21 protein-coding genes are annotated in these 22,313 nt (G+C 74.6%); 8 read left to right on the top strand and 13 right to left on the bottom strand.

Annotation, left to right across the window (positions count from 1 at the left end; genetic code table 11):
• Positions 1 to 95: 95 nt before the first annotated feature.
• Positions 96 to 707 (bottom strand): RNA polymerase sigma factor ShbA, encoded by a 612-nt coding sequence (shbA, locus tag VKZ81_RS34535; RefSeq protein ID WP_324246012.1) that lies wholly within the window; start codon positions 705 to 707, stop codon positions 96 to 98.
• A gap of 574 nt (positions 708 to 1,281) precedes the next feature.
• On the opposite strand from shbA, the gene VKZ81_RS34530 reads away from it, so the two are divergent.
• A complete protein-coding gene (locus VKZ81_RS34530; RefSeq protein WP_324245971.1) occupies positions 1,282 to 2,013 on the top strand; it encodes a TetR/AcrR family transcriptional regulator in 732 nt (243 codons plus the stop codon).
• Here the strand turns inward: VKZ81_RS34530 and VKZ81_RS34525 are convergent.
• From VKZ81_RS34525 to VKZ81_RS34505, 5 genes are all read right to left on the bottom strand, one after another.
• The gene (locus VKZ81_RS34525; RefSeq protein ID WP_324245970.1) at positions 2,010 to 2,279 is read right to left on the bottom strand and encodes a GlsB/YeaQ/YmgE family stress response membrane protein; all 270 of its coding nucleotides are present in this window, start codon (positions 2,277 to 2,279) and stop codon (positions 2,010 to 2,012) included. The two genes, VKZ81_RS34530 and VKZ81_RS34525, sit on opposite strands and share 4 nt — an antisense overlap.
• Positions 2,280 to 2,333: 54 nt before the next feature.
• Entirely contained in the window at positions 2,334 to 3,608 is a 1,275-nt protein-coding gene (gene rocD / locus VKZ81_RS34520) for an ornithine--oxo-acid transaminase (RefSeq protein WP_324245969.1), read from the bottom strand.
• Positions 3,605 to 4,444 carry a dimethylargininase gene (ddaH, locus tag VKZ81_RS34515; protein WP_349255549.1) on the bottom strand — a complete coding sequence of 280 codons (840 nt, stop codon included), beginning with the start codon at positions 4,442 to 4,444 and terminating at the stop codon, positions 3,605 to 3,607. Before ddaH ends, rocD begins: the two co-directional genes overlap by 4 nt.
• 110 nt (positions 4,445 to 4,554) lie before the next feature.
• Positions 4,555 to 5,571 (bottom strand): sigma-70 family RNA polymerase sigma factor, encoded by a 1,017-nt coding sequence (locus VKZ81_RS34510; protein WP_324245968.1) that lies wholly within the window; start codon positions 5,569 to 5,571, stop codon positions 4,555 to 4,557.
• 35 nt (positions 5,572 to 5,606) lie between these two features.
• On the bottom strand, positions 5,607 to 6,071 hold the full coding sequence (locus tag VKZ81_RS34505) for an Lrp/AsnC family transcriptional regulator (protein ID WP_324245967.1): 465 nt from the start codon (positions 6,069 to 6,071) through the stop codon (positions 5,607 to 5,609).
• A gap of 50 nt (positions 6,072 to 6,121) precedes the next feature.
• On the opposite strand from VKZ81_RS34505, the gene VKZ81_RS34500 reads away from it, so the two are divergent.
• The 4 genes from VKZ81_RS34500 to VKZ81_RS34485 all read left to right on the top strand — a co-directional run bounded on the left by VKZ81_RS34500 (position 6,122) and on the right by VKZ81_RS34485 (position 10,922).
• Complete coding sequence (locus tag VKZ81_RS34500; protein WP_349255548.1) at positions 6,122 to 7,357, top strand: arginine deiminase; 1,236 nt, start codon at positions 6,122 to 6,124, stop codon at positions 7,355 to 7,357.
• Positions 7,358 to 7,435: 78 nt separating this feature from the next.
• Positions 7,436 to 8,332 carry a hypothetical protein gene (locus VKZ81_RS34495; RefSeq protein ID WP_324245965.1) on the top strand — a complete coding sequence of 299 codons (897 nt, stop codon included), beginning with the start codon at positions 7,436 to 7,438 and terminating at the stop codon, positions 8,330 to 8,332.
• Positions 8,329 to 9,672, top strand: coding sequence for an FAD-binding protein (locus VKZ81_RS34490; protein WP_324245964.1), 1,344 nt, complete (start codon positions 8,329 to 8,331; stop codon positions 9,670 to 9,672). Before VKZ81_RS34495 ends, VKZ81_RS34490 begins: the two co-directional genes overlap by 4 nt.
• 41 nt (positions 9,673 to 9,713) lie before the next feature.
• Positions 9,714 to 10,922, top strand: a complete 1,209-nt coding sequence (locus VKZ81_RS34485) for an ROK family transcriptional regulator (RefSeq protein WP_324245963.1) — start codon at positions 9,714 to 9,716, stop codon at positions 10,920 to 10,922.
• Here the strand turns inward: VKZ81_RS34485 and VKZ81_RS34480 are convergent.
• The 5 genes from VKZ81_RS34480 to VKZ81_RS34460 all read right to left on the bottom strand — a co-directional run bounded on the left by VKZ81_RS34480 (position 10,909) and on the right by VKZ81_RS34460 (position 16,819).
• Positions 10,909 to 12,267 carry an ABC transporter substrate-binding protein gene (locus tag VKZ81_RS34480; RefSeq protein WP_324245962.1) on the bottom strand — a complete coding sequence of 453 codons (1,359 nt, stop codon included), beginning with the start codon at positions 12,265 to 12,267 and terminating at the stop codon, positions 10,909 to 10,911. The two genes, VKZ81_RS34485 and VKZ81_RS34480, sit on opposite strands and share 14 nt — an antisense overlap.
• Complete coding sequence (locus VKZ81_RS34475) at positions 12,264 to 13,202, bottom strand: carbohydrate ABC transporter permease (protein ID WP_324245961.1); 939 nt, start codon at positions 13,200 to 13,202, stop codon at positions 12,264 to 12,266. The genes VKZ81_RS34480 and VKZ81_RS34475 overlap by 4 nt, the downstream gene beginning before the upstream one ends.
• A gap of 10 nt (positions 13,203 to 13,212) precedes the next feature.
• Positions 13,213 to 14,160 (bottom strand): carbohydrate ABC transporter permease, encoded by a 948-nt coding sequence (locus VKZ81_RS34470; RefSeq protein ID WP_324245960.1) that lies wholly within the window; start codon positions 14,158 to 14,160, stop codon positions 13,213 to 13,215.
• The gene (locus VKZ81_RS34465) at positions 14,157 to 16,319 is read right to left on the bottom strand and encodes an alpha-galactosidase (protein ID WP_324245959.1); all 2,163 of its coding nucleotides are present in this window, start codon (positions 16,317 to 16,319) and stop codon (positions 14,157 to 14,159) included. Before VKZ81_RS34465 ends, VKZ81_RS34470 begins: the two co-directional genes overlap by 4 nt.
• A gap of 71 nt (positions 16,320 to 16,390) precedes the next feature.
• Positions 16,391 to 16,819: a MarR family winged helix-turn-helix transcriptional regulator gene (locus tag VKZ81_RS34460; protein ID WP_324245958.1), complete on the bottom strand. Its 429-nt coding sequence runs from the start codon at positions 16,817 to 16,819 to the stop codon at positions 16,391 to 16,393.
• Positions 16,820 to 16,870: 51 nt separating this feature from the next.
• Here VKZ81_RS34460 and VKZ81_RS34455 point away from each other — a divergent pair, with 51 nt between their 5' ends.
• On the top strand, positions 16,871 to 17,500 hold the full coding sequence (locus tag VKZ81_RS34455; RefSeq protein WP_324245957.1) for a TIGR03086 family metal-binding protein: 630 nt from the start codon (positions 16,871 to 16,873) through the stop codon (positions 17,498 to 17,500).
• 21 nt (positions 17,501 to 17,521) lie between these two features.
• Here the strand turns inward: VKZ81_RS34455 and VKZ81_RS34450 are convergent, their stop codons facing one another.
• Together VKZ81_RS34450 and VKZ81_RS34445 are read right to left on the bottom strand one after the other, a co-directional pair.
• Positions 17,522 to 18,277 (bottom strand): GIDE domain-containing protein, encoded by a 756-nt coding sequence (locus VKZ81_RS34450; RefSeq protein ID WP_324245956.1) that lies wholly within the window; start codon positions 18,275 to 18,277, stop codon positions 17,522 to 17,524.
• 54 nt (positions 18,278 to 18,331) lie between these two features.
• The gene (locus VKZ81_RS34445; RefSeq protein WP_324245955.1) at positions 18,332 to 19,711 is read right to left on the bottom strand and encodes a replication-associated recombination protein A; all 1,380 of its coding nucleotides are present in this window, start codon (positions 19,709 to 19,711) and stop codon (positions 18,332 to 18,334) included.
• A gap of 56 nt (positions 19,712 to 19,767) precedes the next feature.
• On the opposite strand from VKZ81_RS34445, the gene VKZ81_RS34440 reads away from it, so the two are divergent.
• Positions 19,768 to 20,541 carry an IclR family transcriptional regulator gene (locus VKZ81_RS34440; protein WP_324245954.1) on the top strand — a complete coding sequence of 258 codons (774 nt, stop codon included), beginning with the start codon at positions 19,768 to 19,770 and terminating at the stop codon, positions 20,539 to 20,541.
• A gap of 299 nt (positions 20,542 to 20,840) precedes the next feature.
• Complete coding sequence (locus tag VKZ81_RS34435) at positions 20,841 to 22,295, top strand: carotenoid oxygenase family protein (RefSeq protein WP_324245953.1); 1,455 nt, start codon at positions 20,841 to 20,843, stop codon at positions 22,293 to 22,295.
• Positions 22,296 to 22,313 lie beyond the last annotated feature (18 nt).

Raw genomic sequence — 22,313 nt, 5'->3', positions numbered from 1 at the left:
TCGATTCGCCGCTCTTGATCTCCTCAGGTTACTCCCCGCCCGCATCCCGTTACCGGCAGGGCCGCACGGCCCGACCGGGCGATGACCCGGTGTTCCTACCCCTCCTCGTCCAGGTCGGCGTCGCCGTCGGACACCGTGTCGGCCGACGCGTCGGCGTCGACCCCCGCGGCCGCGAGGATCGTGCGGCGCAGCCGGTTGAGGGCCCGGTGCTGGGTGACCCGGACCGCCCCCGGCGTGGACCCGACCGCCTGGGCGGTCTCCTCCGCCGAGAGCCCGACGGCGATGCGCAGCACGAGCACCTCGCGCTGGCGCGGCGTGAGCGTGTGCAGCAGCGACCCCAGCCGCTCGGTCAGCTCGGCCTGCAGGAGGTGGTGCTCCGGGCCGTCGTGGGTGAGCGGCGTGTCCGGGATGTCGGCGACCGGTTCGGACCGGTTGCGGCCGATCGCCCGGAACGCGTCGGTGACCTTGTGCGCGGCGATGCCGTAGACGAACGCGCGGAACGACAGCCCGCGCAGCGTGTAGCCGGGCAGGGCGTTGACGACCGCCAGGCACACCTCCTGCGCGACGTCGTCGGCGGAGCCCATGAGGGTCTCCTGCCTGCCCAGGCGGGCCCGGCAGTAGCGCAGCACGAGCGGGTGGATCTCGGCGAGCAGGCGCTCGCGGGCGTGCGGCTCCCCGGCGACCGCGGCCCGCAGCAGCGTCTCCATGAGCGGTGGATCGGGCTCGGCCGCCGGCTCGAGCTCGGGCGGCTCGGCGATCGCGGCGTCCGGAAGCGGCGCGACGGCGCCGGCACCGGCCGGGTCGCCGACGGGGACCGCGTCCGGGGCGACCGCCGCGAGGCCGTTCATCGCAGGGCCGCCGTGACGAGCGGGATGGCGCCGGGCGCGGCCGTTCCGCGGCGTCGACAGGAATGATCGGACAACAGGTCTGACTCGAACATCGGGTTCCCCTCCCCTGCGCCGGCAGAGCCTTCCCCGGCGGCTCGCGCCGCCCGGACGGCCGGACGGCGCGTACTGCGATCGTGCTGAGTCGTGCTCGGTGTTACCGCTGCCCGTGTGCTGGGCCTTGGTTGTGCGTCACTGCCGTGGAGGAGCGACCGGGACGGCGACTGATACCTGTGCGTCCCCCGACCGCAGGCGTCGCCCGGAGGCCCCTCTCGTGCCCCGATCACCGCCGTGCCCTGCGGTGATCGGGATCGTTCGACGTTCAAGCACGCAGTTTGGGTCCATACCAAGTTGGAGTCAAGAGCAGTTCGGCTCGAAAGCGGTTACGCTGCGCTCGATGGCAGCGACCGACCCCGTCGAACGGGACGATCCGCGCGCCCGCGCCGCCCGCACCAAGCGTGACCGAACGCGACGAGCGCTGCTGGATGCTGCCGACGCGTCGTTCGGCAGCCACGGGTGGGCCGACACGCGCATGGAGGACGTCGCGGCCGCGGCCGGGGTGAGCGCCGCGACCGCCTACAACCACTTCCCGTCCAAGCACGCGCTCATGGGCGCGGTGTACGGCCCGATGGTGCGCCCGCTCGTGGGGCAGGCCGAGCGGGACGTCGCGCTGCGCCGCCCCGTGGTGGACGCGCTCACCGACCAGATCCGGGCGCTCGCCCGCATCAGCGAGCGCCACCGCAGGCTCACCGCGTCCTTCTGGTCGGCCGTGGAGGAGTACACGATCAAGGTGGGCGGCCCGCCGGACCCCGCCGACGAGAGCGACCCGCGCACGCTCGCCCCCGTGCCCACGCCGCTGCGGATCCTCATCGAGCACGGGCAGTGCACGGGCGAGCTGCGTCCGTTCCCGAGCGCGCTCGACGTCAGCGGGATGATCGTCAACCTGCTGCTGCTGCGCAGCATCAACCGGCCGCACGAGCCCGCGGAGCACACCGCGGAGCTGCTGCTGACCGCGCTGTTCGGGATGCTGCGCCCCGAGCTGCTCGCCGAGGCGGGCCCGCACGGGCACCCGTTCCGCTCGGCGGCCGGGCCGGACCGGCGGACCGACGGGGCGCTGCGCGAGGGCTAGACCCGGTTGCGCTTGCGCCCGGTGACCCGGTTGTAGACGACGAGCACGATCACCGCGCCGATGATCGAGCCGATCCAGCCGGCCGGCTGGAACCCGCGCAGCCCGACGGTGAGCAGCCCGAAGATCAGGCCGCCGACGATCGAGCCGACGCAGCCGAGGATGATCGTGCGCAGGATGCCGATGTCGTCCTTGCCGGGCACGATCGCGCGGGCGATGAAGCCCGCGACCAGACCGAAGACGATCCAGCCCACCACCGTCCAGAACATCCCGGTGCTGCTCCCCTCTCGGCGTGCGTCCGCGGGCAGCCTACCGGGTGGAGATCACCTGCCGGCGAGCTCGGCCAGCGAGCGGGCGAGCGCGTCGACCGCGAACCCGATCTCCTCCTCGGTGACGACCAGCGGCGGGGAGAGCCGGATGGTCGAGCCGTGGGTGTCCTTCGCCAGCACTCCGCGGCGGGCGAGCGCCTCGCAGACGTCCCGGCCGGTGCCCAGGTGCGGGTCGACGTCGACGCCCGCCCACAGGCCCGCGGTGCGGACCGCGACGACGCCGTCGCCGACGAGCGCGGTGAGCTTCTCCCGCAGTACCGGCCCGAGCCGGCGGGCGGCGGCGAGCACCCCGTGCGGGCCGTCGTCGCAGAGCAGGCCCACCACGGCCCGGCCGACCGCGCACGCGAGCGGGTTGCCGCCGAACGTGCTGCCGTGCTGGCCGGGGCGCAGCACGCCGAGCACCTCGTCGTCGGCCACGACGGCCGACAGCGGCACGATGCCCCCGCCGAGCGCCTTGCCGAGCAGGTAGACGTCCGCGTCGGTGCCGGCGCCGCGGGTGGCGAGGACGTGGCCGGTGCGGCCGAGGCCCGACTGCACCTCGTCGGCCACGAACAGCACGCGCTCGGCGTCGCAGATCTCACGGACGCCGGCCAGGTAGCCGTCCGGGGGCACGATCACCCCGGCCTCGCCCTGCACCGGCTCGAGCAGCACGGCCACGGTCTCCGGCGTGATCGCCGCCTCCAGGGCGGCGAGGTCGCCGTAGGGCACGACGTCGAAGCCGGGGGTGAACGGGCCGAACCCGGCGCGCGCCTGCGGGTCGGTCGAGAAGGAGACGATGCTGATCGTGCGGCCGTGGAACCCGCCGGCGGCCACGACGATCCGGGCGCGGTCCTCCGGCACGCCCTTGACCTCGTAGCCCCACTTGCGGGCGACCTTGAGCCCGCTCTCGACGGCCTCGGCGCCGGTGTTCATCGGCAGGACGCGCTGTTTGCCGACGAGCGCGGCGAGCTCCGCGCAGAACGGGCCGAGCTGGTCGTTGCCGAAGGCGCGGCTGGTGAGGGTCAGCCGGTCGAGCTGCCGGTGCGCCGCGGCGACGAGCTCGGGGTGGCGGTGGCCGAAGTTCAGGGCGGAGTATCCGGCGAGGCAGTCGAGGTAGTGGCGGCCCTCGACGTCGGTGACCCACGCGCCGATGCCCTCGGCCACGACGACGGGCAGCGGGTGGTAGTTGTGCGCCGAGTGCTCGTCCACCAGCTGTTCGTGCAGCGCGGTGGCGCCGGTGCCGGTCCGGGTGTCGATCGCGGTGTCGATCGGGCTGTCGGTCAGGGTCATGAGCGCACCTCCAGCGTGCAGCACTTCGGCCCGCCGCCCCCTTTGAGCAGCTCGGACAGGTCGACCGGGACGGGCTCGTACCCACGCTCGCGCAGGGCCGCGGCCAGCCCGGTGGCCTGCGCGGGCAGCACGACGTGCCTGCCGTCGCTCACCGCGTTGAGGCCGAGGACGGCGGCGTCGGCCGGGGAGGCGACGACCGCGTCCGGGAACCGGGCCCGCAGCTCCTCCTGCGCCGCCGGGCTGAAGGCGGCGGGCAGCCAGGCGATGGTGGCGTCGTCGAGCACGGCGACGGCCGTGTCGAGGTGGTAGTAGCGCGGGTCGACCAGCTCCAGCGGCACGACCTCGCGCTCGAACACGGCGGCGACCTCCGCGTGCGCGCGCGGGTCGGTGCGGAACCCGTAGCCGGCCAGCACGACGTCGCCGACGACGAGCAGGTCGCCCTCGCCCTCGTTGACGAACCGCGGCTCCACCACCGGGTAGCCGGCGGCGGCGAAGAACGCGCGGTGGGCGGCGGCCTCGGGCGCGCGCTCGGGGTGGCGGAACCGCGCGCAGAGCACCACGCCGTCGACGACCGTGGCGCCGTTGGCGGCGTAGACCATGTCGGGCAGGCCCGGGACCGGGTCGATCAGGTCGACCCGATGGCCCAGGTCCACGTAGGTCTGCCGCAGCGCTTCCCACTGGGCGACGGCGCGCTCGCGGTCGACGGGCTCACCGGGCCGCATCCACGGGTTGATGGCGTAGCGGACCTCGAAGTGCTCGGGGCGGCACATCACGTAGTGCCGCGGCCGGGCAACGGGTTCGGTGGCCGCTACCGGCCGAGGCAGGACGCTGGTCACAGTGGTCACGGTAGGAACGCCCTGGGCGGGCGACAATCGCGAAGTCCTGCCGGATCGCGCCGGATCGTTGCGTGTTCCGGCCGTCTCGCGCACGAATCGTGCGCGGCCCCTCAGGGGAGCGCGGCGGGCAGCCCGAACGCCGTGACCTGCTCGTTCCCGAGGAACGAGGTGATCGCGGCGATCCGGTCGCCGCGCAGCGCGAGCACGTTGACCGCCCAGCCCCGGTGGCTTCCGGCGGCGTCGTCCCACAGGTAGCAGGCGAGCGCGGGCTGGCCGTTCGCCCACGTCGGCAGGTGCCGCCAGGACCCGCAGGACCCCAGCGGCACCCGCCGCGCCCAGTCGGCCACGGCGGGAAGCCCCCGGTACCAGTGCGGCAGCGGCGGCATCGTCCAGGTCACGTCGTCGGTGAGCAGCGCGACCAACCCGTCGGGGTCGCGCCGTTCGAGGGCCTCGGCGAACCCCGCGACGACCGCGCGCAGCCGGGCGTCGTCGAGCTCGCGCAGCGTCCGCTGCTGGGTGCGGTCGGGGACCTTCCGCGCGAGCACGGCGCGGGCGCGCTGCAGCGCGCTGTTCACCGACGCCCGCGAGGTGCGCATCATCTGCGCGATCTCCGCGGCGGAGAAGCCGAGCACCTCGAACAACAGCAGCGCGGCGCGCTGGTTGCCCGGCAGGTGCTGGCACGCGGCGACGAAGGCGAGCTCGACGGCCTCCCGCTGCTCGACCGCGGCGTCGGCGAGCAGGGCGTCCGGGTAGGGCTCGAGCCACGCGACGTCCGTGCGCGGCGCGGAGTCGACCACGGCGTGGTCGCTCGCCGGGCCGAGGTCGACCGGCGTGGCCCTGCGCCCGCGGCGGCGCGCCGCGTCGAGGCAGGCGTGGGTGACCACGGAGTACAGCCAGGTGCGCAGCGAGCTGCGCCCGTCGAAGCCGCCGAGCGCCGTCCACGCCCGCAGCAGCCCGTCCTGCAGGGCGTCCTCGGCGTCGTGGGTCGAGGCGAGCATCCGGTAGCAGTGGGCGTGCAGCTCCCGGCGCAGCGGCGCGACCAGCCGCGTGAAGGCGTCGGCGTCGCCCGCGCGGGCACGGGGCAGGTCGGGGTCCTCCGCGGTGCCCACCGGGCGCTCGTCGCTCACGCCCCGATCCTCGTCCCCGCCACCGACGAACCGGTTCACCGGCCCGCCCCGGCGGGCGGGGTGGACGAGCGGCGCAGCAGCGGCGAGAGCACCAGCACCGACTTGGTGCGCGCCACGAACGGCTGCGCGCCGATCTGCTCGAGCACCTGCTCGAAGTGGCGCATGTCGGTGGCGAGGATGCGCAGCACGGCGTCGGCGTCGCCGGAGACGGTGCTGGCGTCGACGACCTCCGGGAACCGGTCCACGGCCGCGCGGATCACCCCGGGCGGGGTGCTGTTGGTGCAGTACAGCTCGACGTAGCCCTCCACCGTCCAGCCGAGGACGGCCGGGTCGAGCCGCACCGTGAACCCGGTGATGGCGCCGCCGGCCCGCAGCCGGTCCACCCGCCGCTTCACCGCCGACGCCGACAGGCCGACCCGCTGACCCAGCTCGGCGTAGCTGCGGCGGGCGTCCTCCACCAGCAGCGCGATGATCTCCGAATCCAGGCGGTCCAGCTGCACCAGCCCATCGTGCCCGGCCGGGGGTCGCGGGTGGCGGCAGGATGTGCCGCATGTACCGGGTGGATTCCGAGGTCGGCGTCCTGCGCGAGGTGATCCTGCACCGGCCGGGGCTGGAGCTGAAACGGCTCACCCCCGGCAACAAGGACCGGCTGCTGTTCGACGACGTGCTGTGGGTCGCGCGGGCGCAGGAGGAGCACGACACGTTCGCGACGCTGCTGCGCGAGCGCGGCGTCGCGGTGCACCTGTTCGGCGACCTGCTGCGCACCGTGCTCGACATCCCCGAGGCGCGCAAGTACGTGCTGGACCGGATCTTCGACGACCGGGTGTACGGCCCGCTCGCCATCGACGCGCTGCGCAACTGCTTCGACGCGATGGACGCCGACACCCTCGCCGACCACCTCGTCGGGGGCATCACCAAGCGGGAGGTGCTCGACCGCATCCCGGAGCCGCGCTCGATCGCCTTCCACGTGCTCGACCCCGACGACTTCGTGCTCGAGCCGCTGCCCAACCACCTCTACACCCGCGACACGTCGGCGTGGATCTACGGCGGGGTTGCGATCAACAGCATGCGCAAGAAGGCCCGCATGCGCGAGACCGTGCACTACGAGGCGGTCTACCGCTGGCACCCGCTGTTCGCCCGCGCGGGCCACGCGGTCTGGTCGGACGGCTCGGTGAACGGGCCCGCGACGACCGAGGGCGGCGACATGCTCGTGCTCGGCGGCGGCGCGGTGCTGATCGGGCTGTCCGAGCGCACCACCCCGCAGGGCGTGGAGCGGCTCGCCCAGAAGCTCTTCGCCGGCGGCGAGGTGGACCGCATCGTCGCGCTGCGGATGCCGCAGGCGCGGGCGTTCATGCACCTCGACACGGTGCTGACGATGGTGGACCCGGAGACGTTCACCCAGTACGCGGGGCTGGGGATGCTGCCGGCCTACACGATCCGGCCCGGCGACTCGGACAAGGAGCTCGACGTCCGCGACCACCCGCCCGAGGACATGCACCGCGCCATCGCCGCCGCGCTCGGACTGCCGTCGATCCGCGTGCTCACCCCGGTGCAGGACGTCCACTCCGCCGAGCGCGAGCAGTGGGACGACGGGTGCAACACCCTCGCCGTCGCGCCCGGCGTGGTCGTCACCTACGAGCGCACCGTCACCACCAACCGCTACCTGCAGGCGGCCGGGATCGAGGTGCTCGACATCCCGGGCGGTGAGCTGGGCCGGGGCCGCGGCGGGCCGCGGTGCATGAGCTGTCCGGTGCGCCGCGACCCGGCGATTCCCACCGTCGGGTGATCATCGGCCACCCGGCCGCACGAGGTTCGCCCGAAAACGCCGCGGCGGCCCGCCGCGTCCCGCACGATCTTCGACGTGATGTTCTGGGCTGCAGCCGCAACCGCCGCGATCCTCGTCGGGGCACCCCCGCCGCCGGACCTGCCCGCCGTGCCGACCCCGCCCGGGTCGTCGCTGCCCGCGATCACCGCGGAGCGCGCCGCGCAGAACCCCACCGTGCGCGACCCCGGGCGCATCGCGCTGTCCGCCGACGGGAACCAGCACGACGAGGACGACTGGGCCTCCTCGGCGATGGCGCTCGCGATCCTGGCCCACGCCGGGTTCCAGGAAAACGTCGTCAACTACATCTACAACAACCACATCTGGGACTCCTCCTCCGAGCACCGCCGGAACATGACCGAGAGCGTGCTCGGCGCCGGCGAGCGGTTCGGGTTCGACCTCTCGCGGTTCTACGACGGGGCCGACCCGCAGCAGCTCGAGGCGGGGGTCGCCGCGCTCACCGCCGAGATCAACGCCTCGACGCCCGACGACGAGCTCACGATCGTGCTCGCCGGGCCGATGGAGACCACCTGGATGGCCCTCGAGGCCGCCGACCCCGCGGCCCGGCGGCACGTCAAGTGCGTCTCCCACGGCAACGGGACGTTCAACCAGACCCACGGGAAGACAGACCACGGGGGCCACTCCTACGACGACGTGCTGGAGCTGGGCTGCCAGCGCGTCCAGATCCCCGACCAGAACGGCAACCTCGGCCCCACGAAGCTGTCCGACTGGGACTACCTGCGCGACCTCGGCCCCGAGATGGCCTGGGTGCACTCCCGGTTGGAGGTGGCGGAGAAGGGCGACGTGTCCGACGCGGGCATGGTCTACTTCGTGATCACCGGCGAGGAGCGGGTGTCGCGCTCGGAGCTGCGGAAGTTCCTGACCACCCCGCGCTCGGCGCTGCTCGGAGGGGCGCGATCGGCCACCATGGCCACGTGACGGCCCTGCCCGGCGTCCTGCCGCCGCTCGACGGCGCGCTGCACACCGACCTCGCCACGCGCACCCGCTACGCGTCCGACGCCGGGCACATCGCGACCGGGCTGCCCGCCGCGGTCCTGCGTCCCGGCTCGGCGGCCGACGTGGCCCGTGTCGTCGCCCACTGCCGCGCCCACGGCGTCCCGGTGGGCGCCAGGGGCCTCGGCAACACCACGGGCGGGCAGTCGCTCGTGCCCGGCGGGGTCGTGGTCGACACCACCGCGCTCGCCGGGGTGCGGGCGATCGGCCCCGACCGGGCCACCGTCGGCGCGGGCACCACCTGGCTGGAGCTCGCCCGGTCCGCGCACGCCCGTGGCCTCGCGATCCCGGCCGCCACCGGCTACCTGGGCCTGACCGTCGGCGGAACGCTGTCGGTCGGCGGGATCCCACCCGCGGTCGCGAGCGGCGCCCAGGTCGACCACGTCCACGAGCTGGAGGTCGTCACCGGCGACGGCCGGCTGCGCCGGTGCTCGCCGACGGCCGAACCCGAGCTGTTCGACGCCGTGCTCGGCGGGCTGGGCCAGTTCGGGATCATCACCGAGGCCACCGTCGCCCTGGTGCCCGCCCCGACGGCGGTGCGGGGTTGGTCGCTGCCCCACGCCGACCCGGCCGCGTTCTTCGCCCACCTGCGCGCCGTCGTCCGCGCCGGCGAGGCGACGGAGGTGTTCGGCGACTGGTGGCGGCCCGGTGAGGCGGGCGAGCTGCACCACCTCAACGCCTTCGCCTTCGACGCCGAGCTCCCCGTGCCGCCGGGGGCGGAGGTCCGCGAGGACGGCTACCTGGAGCACATCACGCGCATCGACGACGCGGTGGCGGACCTGCGCGCCGCCATCGGCTGGGACGCGCTGCCCAAGCCGTGGCTCACCGTGTGGCTGCCCGACTCGCGGGTCGAGGACGTCGTCGGCGCGACGCTCGCCGAGCTGGGCCCGGCCGACGTCGGCGCGGGCGGGTTCGTGCTGCTCTACACCCACCGCAGGGCCGCGCTCACCCGGCCGTCGCCGCGGCTGCCCGACCCGGACGGCAGCGACCTGGTGCACCTGTTCACGGTGATGACCGCGGGCCCGCCCGACGCCGGCGCCGACTACGCCGCGGGCGTCCTCGCGCGCAACCGGCGGTTGCTCGACCGGGCCGTCGCCGCGGGCGGCACGCGCTACCCGATCGGCACCGTGCCGGTCGACGCCGACGACTGGCGCGCCCACCACGGCGACCGCTGGGCCCACCTGGTCGCGTTGAAGCGGCGCTACGACCCGGCCGACGTGCTCGGTCGCGCCGTCCGCTGGCCGCCGTTCGCCCGGGGCCGGTGAAATCCACGACGAGGTGACCGTCGGACCGCTATCGTCGTCGGGTGACTTCCGTCGCGGAACAAACTCCGCTCTCGGATTGGGGCGCGCTCGACGGCAGCCACCGGCGCGTCGCCGTCGAGGTCCTGCGGTTCGGCCCGCTGCCGCGCGCGCGGCTCGCCCGCAGGCTCGGCCTCTCCCCCGGCTCGCTGACCCGCCTCACCCGCCCGCTGGTCGACGGGGGCCTGCTCGTCGAGGGCGACCCGGACCCCGGCTCGCGCGACGACCCGGACCACCCGCGCACCGGGCGCCCGTCGCTGCCGCTGGACGTCGCCCCCTCCGAACACCGGTTCATCGGCGTGAAGGTCACGGGCGACACGCTGTTCGCGGTCGTGTGCGACCTGCGGGCGAACGTGCTCGCCGAGCACACGCGCCCGCTGCCCGGCGCCGAGCCGGCCGCCGTCGTGGGGGCGATCGCCGACGCGGCCCGGCTGCTGCGGGCCGACCACCCCGGCGTCGTCGGCCTCGGCGTCGGGGTCGGCGGGTTCGTGGTCGACCGCCGCGACGTCGCCCGCGCCCACTTCCTCGGCTGGCACGAGCGCGTCCCGCTCGCCGACCTGGTGCACGAGGCCACCGGGCTGCCCGCGGTCGTCGACAACGACGTCCGGGCGCTCACCGCGGCCGAGCACTGGTTCGGGGCGGGCCGCGGCCTGCAGTCGCTGCTCGTGATCACGATCGGGGCGGGCGTCGGGTGCGGGATCGTCGTGCACGACCTCGTGGTCGAGGGCGCGCACGGCGGCGGCGGCTCGATCGGGCACCGGCCCGTGCTCAGCTCCGTGGTCTGCGAGGACGGCCACCGCGGCTGCGCGCAGGGCCTCGTGTCCTCCCGCGCGGTCTCCGGGGCGGTCGCCCAGGCGCTCGGCCGCCCGGTGACCTACGACGAGGCGCTGGCGCTCGCGGCCGAGGGCCACCCGGCCGCCCGCCGGGTCGTCGACGAGGCCGCGAGCGCGCTCGGGGTGCTCGTGGCCGACATCGCCAACCTCATCGACCCGGAGCTGGTGATCCTCACCGGCGACGGCATCGGGCTCGTCGACGTCGCCCGCCCGGCGCTGGACGCCGCGCTGGAGGAGAACCGCAAGGCCCCGCTCGCGCCGGTGCCCCTGGACGTGCAGCCGTTCCCGTTCACCGAGTGGGCCCGCGGGGCGGCGGCCGTCGCCGTGCAGGAGCACGTGTTGGGCCGGGCCCGCGCCGCCCGGGCCGTCACCCCTGCGTGAACAGGGCGTTGACCGCCTCGTTGGCCGCGGTGAGCGACGAGACGTCGGCCCTGCCGGTCATCACCCGTTCCATCGCCGTCTCCATGATCGCGTCCACCTCGGCGGCGTGCTGGGCGGCCGGGAAGGGGAACGCGGTGCCCTCCCGCAGCTGGCGGGTGAACGGGGTGATGTCCAGGCCGTGCGCACCGATCGCGGCCTCCGCGGTGGGCACGACGGACGCGATCGCGGGCACCACGACGCCGCCCTCGGCCACCACCGCCTGGCACTCCGGCGAGGCGAGGTAGCGCACCCACTTCCAGGCGGCGCCCTTGTTCGGCGAGCCGGCCGCGATCGTGTCGGCGAGCGAGTTGGTCATCGCCGCCCGGTGGCCGAGCGGGCCGATCGGGGTCGGCGCCGTGTCCAGCTCGACGCCGCCCAGGCGGGCGTACGTGCGGATGTTCCACGACCCGTCGGTGACCAGCGCGACCCGCCCGGCCTGCAGCAGCTGGCCCAGCTCGGTGCCGACCGCCTGCTCCACCGGCGGCATGTAGCCCTTCTCGACCAGGCCCCGCCACCAGGCGATCGTGTCCTGGAATCGGGGGTCGTCGTAGTTGAACCGGGTGCCCCACAACGGGCGGTCGGTGTGGGTCCAGCCCAGCGTCGCGGTGAGGTACGACCACTCCGTCTGCCCCGACCCGCCGCCGGGCGGGTAGTTGATGCCCAGGCCGTAGGTGGCGACGTTGCGCGGGTCGAAGCCCGGCTCGTCGCCGCGCACCCCGTTGCGGTCCACCGACAGGCGCGCGAGCACGCGCTCGAAGGTGCCGCCGTCCTGCGGGTTCCAGGTGAGGTTCTGCATCTGCTCCGGCGTGATGCCGGCCTCGCGGGCCATCGCCGCGTTGTAGAAGATGCCGACCGCGTCGAAGTCCTTCGGCAGGCCGTAGCGCCTGCCGTCGTCGCCGACCCACAGGTCGCCGGTGCCCTCGACGAACTGCGCCAGGTCGGGCCCGTCGCGCGCGATCAGCTCGTCGAGGGGCTCGATCAGCCCGCGCGCGGTGTGGTCGCCGTACTTGGAGGTGTGGTTGACGAACACGTCCGGCGCGGCGTTGGCGACGAACGCCGTCAGCAGCCTGCCCCAGTAGTAGTCCCAGCCGACCTGCTCGATCGCGATGTCGATGCCGGGGTTGGCCGCCTCGAACTCGTCGGCGCACCGCTGGTAGGCGGGCAGCTGGTTGGCGTCCCACATCCAGTAGGTCACCTCGCCGGTCTCGGCCCAGCCGCCGGACTCGGCGGGCGGGCGCTCGGCGGCGCAGGCCGGGGCGAGCGCGAGGACGGCGGCGGCCAGGGCGGCGGTGGTCGTGCGCTTCATTTGATCCCCGAGAAGCCGATGGAGTCGACGATCTTGCGCCCGAACGCGAGGAACAGCAGCAGGACCGGGAGCGCGGCGACCAGGGTGGCCGCCATCAGCCCCGGCCAGTCCAGGCCGCCCTGCGGGGTCTGGGCGCGGAACACCCCCAGCGCGACGGTGAGCGTGCGGACGCTGCGCTCGCTGCCCACCAGCAGCGGCCAGAAGTACTCGTTCCACGACTGCACGTACTGCAACAGGGCCAGCGTGGTGATCGGCCCCCAGCTCATCGGCACGATGATCCGGAAGAACGTGCGGACGTGGCCCGCGCCGTCCAGGCGGGCCGCCTCCTCGATCTCGCGCGAGATGCCGAGGAAGAACTGCCGCAGGAAGAACACCGCGAACGGGGTCATGAAGAAGAACGGCAGGACGAGCGCGGCGTAGGTGTTGAGCAGGCCGAGGTCGCGCATCAGCAGGAAGTTCGGCAGGTGCGTGAAGATCGGCGGCACCATCAGCGCGGTCAGCAGCACGAAGAACACCGCGTCGCGCCCGGGCCAGCGCATCCGCGCGAACGCGTACGCCGCGAGCGCGCCGAAGAACACCTGTCCCGCTGTGATCAGCGCCGACACCACCACCGAGTTGCGCAGGTAGACCCAGAAGTCCACCGCCGAGCCGGTGCCGCCCTCCGCCTGCGCCTCCTCGAGGGTGGCCAGCCCGAGCACGCGCCGGAACGCGCCCCACGTGAAGTCGACCGGCAGGAACGAGCCCCCTGCGGTGGCGAGCGTCGTGCCGTTCGACAGGGCCGTGCGCAGCATCCAGTAGAACGGGAACAGCGTGACCAGGATGATCGCGAGCAGGCAGGCCCACGCCAGCACGCGTCCCGGGGTCAGGCCACCCGCCTCGCGGCCGGGGGTGCGACCGGCGGGCGCGACGGCGGTGTCCGCATCGACGGTGACCATGGACGACTCCTCAGCCGAGGTCCGACTCGCCGGCTCGCATCAGCCGCAGCTGCACGAAGGCGATCACGGACAGGATCACGAGCAGGACCACCGACACCGCCGAGGCGTAGCCGTAGTCCAGGCGCTCGAACGCGAGGTCGAAGATGTGGTACTGGATCACGCGGGAGGCGTCGGCGGGCCCGCCCATGGTGGTGACCGCGACGGTGTCGAACACCTGGAACGAACCGACCACGGTGACCACCAGCACCAGCGCGAGCACGGGGCGCAGCAGCGGCAGCGTGATGCGCCAGAACATCTGCCACTCGCTCGCGCCGTCCACCCGCCCCGCCTCGTAGAGGGTGCGCGGGATCATCACCAGCCCCGCGAAGATCAGCAGCGCCGTGTAGCCCAGGTGGCGCCACGTGTTGACGAACGCGATGGTCGGGATCGCCCACGACTCGCTGCCGAAGAACGAGATCGGGCCGATCCCGAACCAGGACAGCATCTCGTTCACGATCCCGATCTGGGCGTCGAGCATCCAGAACCACAGCAGCGCGACGACGACGTTGGCCACCAGGTAGGGCATCAGCACGAGCCCGCGGATCACGACCGAGCGGGTCAGCCGGTGCAGCAGCACCGCCAGCAGGACCGCGAGCACCGTCTGGAAGCCGATGTTGAGCACGACGTACCAGACGGTCACCGCCATGGCGTTCCAGAACGTCTCGTCGGCGAGCAGCCGCTGGTAGTTGGCGAGCCCGACGAACGAGGTGTCGGAGAAGAACCGGTAGTCGGTGAAGCTGAGGCCGAGCCCGCGCACCGACGGCCACAGGTAGAACACGACGAACCCGAAGATCGTCGGGAGGGTGAAGCCCAGCGCCACCCAGGTCTCGCGGCGGGTGCGGGCCCGGCGGGCCGTGGCGTGGGCACCGCCGGGGCCGCCGGCGGTGGCGCCCGTCGCCGGGACGGCGGCCGTGGTCACGACGCCACCGCCGTCGCGCGCAGCAGGAGCAGCTGCTCGGGGTTGAGCGCGGGGGCCCGCAGCCCGACCGCGGCGAGCGCGCGGCCCGGCAGCTCCACCCCGTCGGCGAGCCACTCCGGTGGCCGTCGCTGGCGCAGCGCGGGCCGGTCGCCCGGCGGCTGGGCGGTGACCCGGTAACGCCGGTCCGGGTCCAGGCCGGGCAGCCGCAGCCGGCCCGGCACCGACGTGAGCGGCGTGGCCAGCTGCACGAGGGCGTAGAGCGCGTCGGAGCGGTCCGGGGCGACGGCACCGTGCAGGGCGAACGACGGGTCGTGCTGGTCGGCGCGGACCAGCGTGCCGGTGTGGATCAGGCCGCGGACGTCCTTGTAGAGCTGCACCCACGCGGCGAGCTCCGTGCGCTCCTGCGGCCCGGTGGCGGTCAGGTCCCACTCGATGCCGAACGAGCCGAACAGCGCCGTGCCCGCGCGGAACGACAGGTCGTGGGTGCGGGCGGTGGAGTGCGAACGCGGCGCCGCCACGTGCGCGCCGATCAGCTCGGGCGGTAGCAGCTGCGCGGTCCAGCGCTGGATCTGCTGGCGTTCGAGGGGGTCGGTCTGGTCGCTGCCCCAGATCCGGTCCGTGCGCTGGAGGATCTCCAGGTCCACGCGCAGCCCGCCGGACGAGCACGACTCGATCTCCACACCGGGGTGGCGCGCCCGCAGCTCGTCGATCAGGCGGTAGACGGCGAGCGTCTGGGCGTGCACGCCGGGCACCCCGAGCGGGCCGTGCCCCGCGTCCACGAGGTCGCGGTTGTGGTCCCACTTGAGGTAGCTGATCGGGTACTCGGTGAGCAGGGCGTCGAGCCGCTCGAGGAGGTAGGCGTAGGCGTCGGGGTTGGCGAGGTCGAGCACCTGCTGGCGCCGCGACGTGATGGGCGTCCGCCCGCCGGTGCGCAGGATCCAGTCGGGGTGGGCGCGAGCGAGGTCGGAGTCGGGGTTGACCATCTCGGGCTCGACCCACAGCCCGAACTCCATCCCGCGCTCGCGCACCTCGCGCACGAGCGGGTGGAGCCCCTCGGGCCAGACGTCCTCGTCGACGTACCAGTCGCCCAGGCCGGCGCCGTCGTCGCGGCGGTGGCGGAACCACCCGTCGTCGAGCACGTAGCGCTCCACCCCGACGTCGGCGGCGACGCGGGCGAGCTCGACGAGCCGGTCGAGGTCGTGGTCGAAGTAGACGGCCTCCCAGGTGTTCATCACGACCGGCCGTGGGTTCTTCGGGTGGTGCGGGCGCGCGCGCAGCATCGTGTGGAAGCGCGCGGCGATCCCGTCGAGGCCGGTGGCGTGGGCGGCGTAGACCCACGGGCCGGTGTAGGACTCCCCCGGCCGCAGGAGCACCTCGCCGGGCAGCAGCAGCTCGCCGCCGCCCAGGACGGCGGCGCCGGTGGACAGCCGCTCGGCGTAGGCGACGTGGTTGCCGCTCCACGCCACGTGGATCGCCCACACCTCGCCGGAGGCGTAGCCGAAGCCCTCCGTGCCGGCGGCGAGGATCAGCGGCGCGTCCGGGCCGGTGCGGCCGCGGCGGTTCTCGCGGGAGTGCACGCCGACCACGAACGGCATCCGCTGCGGCGCCCGCTCGCGTCCCCACCGGCCGGCGAGGTCGAACAGCTCGGTGGCGACCGGGGGCACCGGTAGCGCGAGGGCGAGCCCGTCGACGACGAACGGCTCGGGGTCGGCGTCGGGCGGGACGGCCACCGTGGCGCGTTGGCGCAGCACCCCGGAGGGCAGCAGCTGCAGCTCCAGGTGGAGCTCGAGGCCGGCCTCGGCATCCCGGCCGGACGCGCGCACGCGAGCGCCGCCGTCCGGGTCGTCGGCCACCGCGAGGTCGGTCAGCGCGAACAGCGGCGACCACGCCCGGCCTGCGCGCTGCCCGGCGAGCCCCGGCCTGCCGTTCCAGCCGTCGGCGTGCTCGGCGAGGATCCCGGCGCGGGTGGGCCGGTCGAGGTCGTTGGGGACCGGGGCGGGCACCCCGGCCCGGGCGAGCTCGGCGAGGTCGGCGGCGGTCAGGTCGCCGAGGTCGGCGCCCCAGTGCAGCACCGCGGGGAGCCGCTCCCCGTCGGTGGTGAGGACGACGCTCACCCCGCCCGCCCGCAGGTGGATCGGGTCCGGGAGCGGCTGGATCATGGCGCCTCCGTTCACCTCGTCGTGGCGGGATTAGTTCTACGGCAGAACTTAGTGCCCGTCAACGGGAGGCGTCAGCCGGGGCGCACCGCATCCGCGAGCCGGTCCAGCACGGCGACGAACGTCGCCCGCTCCCCGGGGTCCAGGTCGGCGAGGAACTCCCGCTCCATCGCCCGGATCGCCGACCGGCACGCGGCGACGACCTCCCGGCCGGCGGGGGTGAGCGCGACGATCCGGTTGCGCCGGTCGGCCGGGTCCGGGGTTCGGCGCAGCAGGCCACGGGCCTCGAGGCGATCGAGGATCGGGATCAGCCGCGTCTTGTCCCGCCCCGAGGCCGCCGCGAGCTCGGACTGGGTCGAGGCGGGCCCGCGTTCGAGCGTCGCGAGCACGGCGTAGTCCCACATCTCGACGTCGTGCGCGCGCAGGATCGGCTCCTCGGCCTTGAGCATCGCGCGCGCGAGCCACGCGAACGCGGCCCCCAGGTCGTGCCGTTGCCCGTCCACGGCGGGACGATATCCCTTGACCAATCGTAAACGTTGGTAGACGATCTACCGGTGGAGAACATTCGAGAGCTGCACCGACGCGCCGTCGACGGCATCCGCCCCGTCCTCGCGCGCATCACCCCCGCCGACCTGGACCGGCCCACCCCCTGCGCGGGGTGGGCGCTGCGTGCCCTGCTCGAGCACATGGCCGGCCAGGACCACGGGTTCGCCGCCACCGTCCGGGCCACCCGCACCGGAGAGGAGGTGGACGTGGCTGCGTTCGCCCCGCGGCCGGTCGGCGCGGACCCGGCGCCCGCCCTCACCGCGGGCCTGGACGACCTCGTGGCGGCGTTCGCGCAGGTCGGCGACGAGGACGGGCCGGTCCTGCTGCCCGAGTTCGGCACCCGGGCGCCGGTGCCGGTCGTCGTGCACATGCACCTGATCGACACGCTCGTGCACGGCTGGGACGTGGCCGCCGCCCTCGGCGCGCAGGACGACTACGGCGCGGGGCTCGACGCGGAGGTCGTCGCCGCCGCGCTCGCGATGACCGAACGGATCCCGGACGACGAGTCGCGGGAGGCGCCGGGCGCCCCGTTCGGCCACGCGCTGCCCGCGGCCCCGGACGCCGACCCGTGGACCCGGGTGCTCACCTCGCTGGGCCGCGACCCGGCGTGGGCGGGCGAGCCGGTGCCGCGCGGCTGAGCCGCGGGCTCGGCGGCGGGGTCAGAACGGCCCGATCACGGCCAGCAGCAGCGCGACGATCGCGCCGGCCGCGCAGAGCGCACCGGCGCGCCACCCGGCGCGCTCGGCCCGCTCGTCGGCCCGGACCGCCTCCGACGACGTGGCCGTCGTGACCCGGATCGGCTTGTCCGGCCGCTCGCGGGCCACGAGCCGGTCCCCGGCCTCGGTGACGTCGGCGACGACGGTCAGCGGCGTCCCGGCCGGGACGATCCACTCGCGGCGGATCGTCCGGTCGGGGTTCGCCACGATGCGCACCAGGCCGAGCTCGAGGCCCTCGCCCTCGGTCTCGACGAGCTCGTCGGGCAGCTGCGCCGCGCCCTCGACCGGGCCCGTCCCGGGCACCACGTGGAGCTCTCCGCCGTCGTCGACCAGGCGGAACGACTGCCGGCTCGTGAAGTCGGCGTCGACCTCGTGGCGGGTGCCCTTGCGGTCCCGCACGACGCGGATCGTCATCGCCCGGTACCAGACGCACGGCGTCCGGCTGAACGGTGCCGCGAGCGGCCCGCCCTGCGCGGGCTGCGCCGTGCCGGAGACGACGACGTGCTGGTCGAACGCCCCCGTCCCGAGCTCGGTGCGCGCCGCGCCCGCCATCGCCACGAGCTCCGCGACCGACACCGGGGTGGCGCCGAGCGAGCGCAGGCGTCGGGACCGCCCGGCCAGGGCCGCGGTGACGTGGGTGTAGGCGCGGTAGCCGAGGATCCCGGCGAACCCGAGCGCAACCAGGGTGCTGATCGACACGCGGTGAGCCTCCCACCGGTTGCGGGCGCCCGGCACCGTGGTTCTACGGAGGGCTCAGCCGGACCGCTCGCCGCGCACGACGCGGCGCAGCTTGGGCAGCCGCTCGGCGAGGGCGCGTTCGGCGCCGTGGGTGGTGGGGCGGTAGTAGTCGCGGCCGACGAGCCCGTCGGGCGGGTACTGCTGGGCCAGCACGCCGCCGGGGTCGTCGTGCGGGTAGCGGTAGCCGACCGCGTTGCCCAGCTTCTGCGCGCCCGCGTAGTGGCCGTCGCGCAGGTGCGGCGGAACCGCCCCGGCCGCGCCCGCGCGCACGTCGGCCATCGCCTCGTCGATGCCCGTGATCACGGCGTTGGACTTGGGCGCCGTGGCCAGGTGGATCGTGGCCTGTGCGAGCGCCAGCCTGCACTCCGGCATGCCCACCAGCTGGACCACCTGCGCCGCGGCGACGGCGGCCTGCAGCGCGGTGGGGTCGGCGAGCCCGATGTCCTCGCTCGCGTGCACCATCAGCCGCCGGGCGATGAACCGCGGGTCCTCCCCCGCCACCAGCATGCGGGCGAGGTAGTGCAGCGCCGCGTCCGGGTCGGAGCCGCGGATCGACTTGATGAACGCGCTGATCACGTCGTAGTGCTGGTCGCCCTGGCGGTCGTAGCGCACCGTGGCCTCGGTGACGGCCCGCTCGACCGCCGCGACGTCGATCACCGGCTCGGAGTCCGCCGGTGCGGTGCCCAGCACGCCGTCCGCCGCCGCCTCCAGGGCCGTGAGCGCCCGCCGCGCGTCGCCGCCGGCGAGGCGGACCAGCGCGTCCTCCGCGTCGGGGGCGAGCGACACGGCGCCGTCGAGCCCGCGCGGGTCGGCCACGGCCCGCCGCAGCAGCGACCGCACGTCGTCGTCGGTGAGCGACCGCAGCTGCAGCACCAGCGACCGCGACAGCAGGGGCGACACCACCGAGAACGACGGGTTCTCCGTGGTGGCGGCCACGAGCAGCACCAGCCGGTCCTCGACGGCGCCGAGCAGGGCGTCCTGCTGGGTCTTCGAGAAGCGGTGCACCTCGTCGATGAACAGCACGGTCTGCTGCCCGAGCCGGTCGCGCCGGCGGCGCGCGTCGTCGATGACGGCGCGCAGCTCCTTCACCCCGGACGACAGCGCCGACAGGGCGACGAAGTGCCGGCTGCCCACCCCGGCGAGCAGCCGGGCGATCGTGGTCTTGCCGGTGCCGGGCGGCCCGTAGAGCAGCACCGACGCGGCGGCGCCGCCCTCCACGAGCCGCCGCAGGGGCGCGCCGGGGCGCAGCAGGTGGCCCTGCCCCACGACCTCGTCGAGGGTGCGCGGGCGCATGCGCACCGCGAGCGGCGCCGTGGCCCCCGCCCCGGCCTGCTCGACCGGCGGCGCCTGGTCCGGCTCGTCCAGCTCGAACAGCCCGTCCGCCTCGGTAGTCATCCCCTCCAGCCTGCCACTGGCCCCCGACGGCGCGCCCGGGTGCCTATGGTTCCGGCGTGCGGAAACCGCAGCGGGGGGCGATCGGTTCGGCGGCCGCCGTGCTCGCGCTCGTCCGGCTGGTGGCGCGGCGCGGTTCGGTGACCGTCACCGAGGTGTCGCGGGAGCTCGACGTCGCGGTCTCGACCGCGCACCGGCTCCTCGCCACCTGCGTGCGGGAGGGCTTCGCCCGCCAGGACCACGTGGGAGGGCCGTACACGGTCGGGCCGGCGCTGCACGAGCTCACGCTCGTCGCCGGCTCGAACGCCGTGCCGCTGCGCGACGCGGGCGCCGAGGTGCTCGCCGCCCTGCGCGACGAGCTGGGCGAGACCGTCAGCCTCGCGATCCTCGAGGGTCGCCACACCCGCTTCGTGCAGTCCCTCGAGGGGCGCCGGTCGGTGCGGGTGAGCTCGCGGCTCGGCCTGCTGCTGCCCGCGCACAGCACCTCGGGCGGCAAGGCGATGCTCGCCGCGCTGAGCCCGGACGCGCTGCGCGACCGCTACCCCAGCCACCACCTCCAGGCCACCACCGCCCGGTCGATCACCGATTGGGACGACCTGCGGCGCGAGCTGAACCGCGTCCGCCGCCGCGGGTGGGCGGCCAACCTCGGCGAGACCGACCCCGCCGTCGCCGCCCTCGGGGCCGCCGTGCTGCTGGGCACCGGGGAACCGGTGGCGGCCGTGTGCGTCGCCGCACCGATGTCGCGGCTGGGCACGGCGGCCCGGCTGCGGGCGCTCGCGCCTGCGGTGATCGCGGCGGCGTCGAAGATCCAGCAGCGGATGCGGGGCAGCTGAGGGGTCGGCCGGGGACGGATCCCCCGGGCCGACTGGTGGCGCCGCGGACCGTGCCGGCCGCCCTCCGGGCAGGCTTCGCGGCGGGCCCGGCGCCTGGCCGGTTCGGGCGCGCAGCACACCGTGCGACAGCCTCACGCCTGCGTTCGGCGGAACCTGGTCCCGCGGAGCCCGCCGGGCCGGGAGAACCAGCCCACCCACCGGCAGCCTTTCCACATCGGGGAAAGGTCGTCGCGGTCGCTTGTCGCCGTCGCGTAGACCCGGCTGTGGTGGTGGTCACCGCCACCACGAGGGGGTCGACGATGACGAGGTTCCCGCCGCGGGATGGGCTGAGCGCGTTCGAGGCGCCGATGCGGGTCGAGGCCGACATCGCGGGGCTCGAGGTGGTGCAGGGCGAGGTGCCCGAGCACCTGTCCGGCACCTACTACCGCGTGGTCACCGACCGGCAGTGGCCGCCCGCCGTGCTCCCGGACGTGCCGACGTTCAACGACGACGGCATGGCGATGTACTTCCGCTTCCACGGCGGGCGGGTCGACTTCCGCAGCCGCTACGTGCGCACCCCGCGCTACGAGGCGGAGGCGAAGGCCGGCCGCGCCCTGTTCGGGGCCTACCGCAACCCGCTGACCGACGACCCGTCCGTCGCGGGCATCTCCCGCGGCCTGGCCAACACGAACGTCTTCTACCACGGCGGGAAGCTGTACGCGTCGAAGGAGGACAGCCCGCCGATCCTGCTCGACCCGATCACCCTGGAGACGATCGGCGAGTACACCTTCGAGGGCACGCTCACCTCGCAGACGTGCACCGCGCACCCGAAGATCGACCCGCACACGGGCGAGATGGTGTTCTTCGGCTACGCCGCCAAGGGCGAGACGACCCCGGACATCGCCTACTACGAGGCCGACGCGGACGGGCGGATCATCCACGAGGCGTGGCTGCGCGCGCCGTACTCGAGCATGGTCCACGACTGGGCCGTCACCCAGAACTTCGTGATCTTCCCGATCATCCCGATGCGCAGCGAGTGGGAGTGGCTCGAGGCGGGGCAGCCGCACTTCCAGTGGGACCCGGACCGCGAGATCTACCTCGGGGTGCTGCCGCGGAAGGGCCGCGCCGACCAGGTGCGGTGGCTGCGCGGGTCGAACCGGTTCGCCAGCCACATCCTCGGCGCGTGGGACGACGGGCGGCACATCCACATCGAGACGCCGGTCGGCGAGAGCAACTTCTTCCCGTTCTTCCCCGACGTCACCGGGGCGCCCTACGACCCGATCCGGGCCCGCGGCTACCTGTCGCGCTGGACGATCGACATGGGCTCCGACGAGCAGACGTTCACCGAGACCCGGCTGACCGACGTCGCGGGCGAGTTCCCGCGCATGGACGACCGCTACGAGACCCTGCCGCACCGGCGCGGGTTCCTCGCGCTCAACCACGTACCCGGCGAGGACCGGCCGGGGGCCGGGTTCCGCTGGATCGGCGCCTTCGACACCACCGGCGCGACGCGCCCGCAGATCTACTACCCCGGTGACGACTGCTCGGTGGGCGAGCCGCTGTTCGTCCCGGGCGACGACGACGCGCCCGAGGGCCACGGCTACGTGTTCGTGGTGGTGGGGCGCCACCAGGAGATGCGCAGCGACCTGGTGATCCTCGACGCGCAGCGGCTCGACGGCCCGCCCGTCGCCACGGTGGCGCTGCCGATCCGGATCCGCCGCGGCCTGCACGGCAACTGGGTGAGCAGCCGCGAGCTCGCCGCCCGCACCGCCTGACGAGAACGAAGGGGTTCG

The sequence above is a fragment of the Pseudonocardia sp. genome (genome assembly GCF_035305885.1).
GTDB lineage: Bacteria > Actinomycetota > Actinomycetes > Mycobacteriales > Pseudonocardiaceae > Pseudonocardia.
This window is presented reverse-complemented; position numbering and strand designations above follow the sequence as displayed.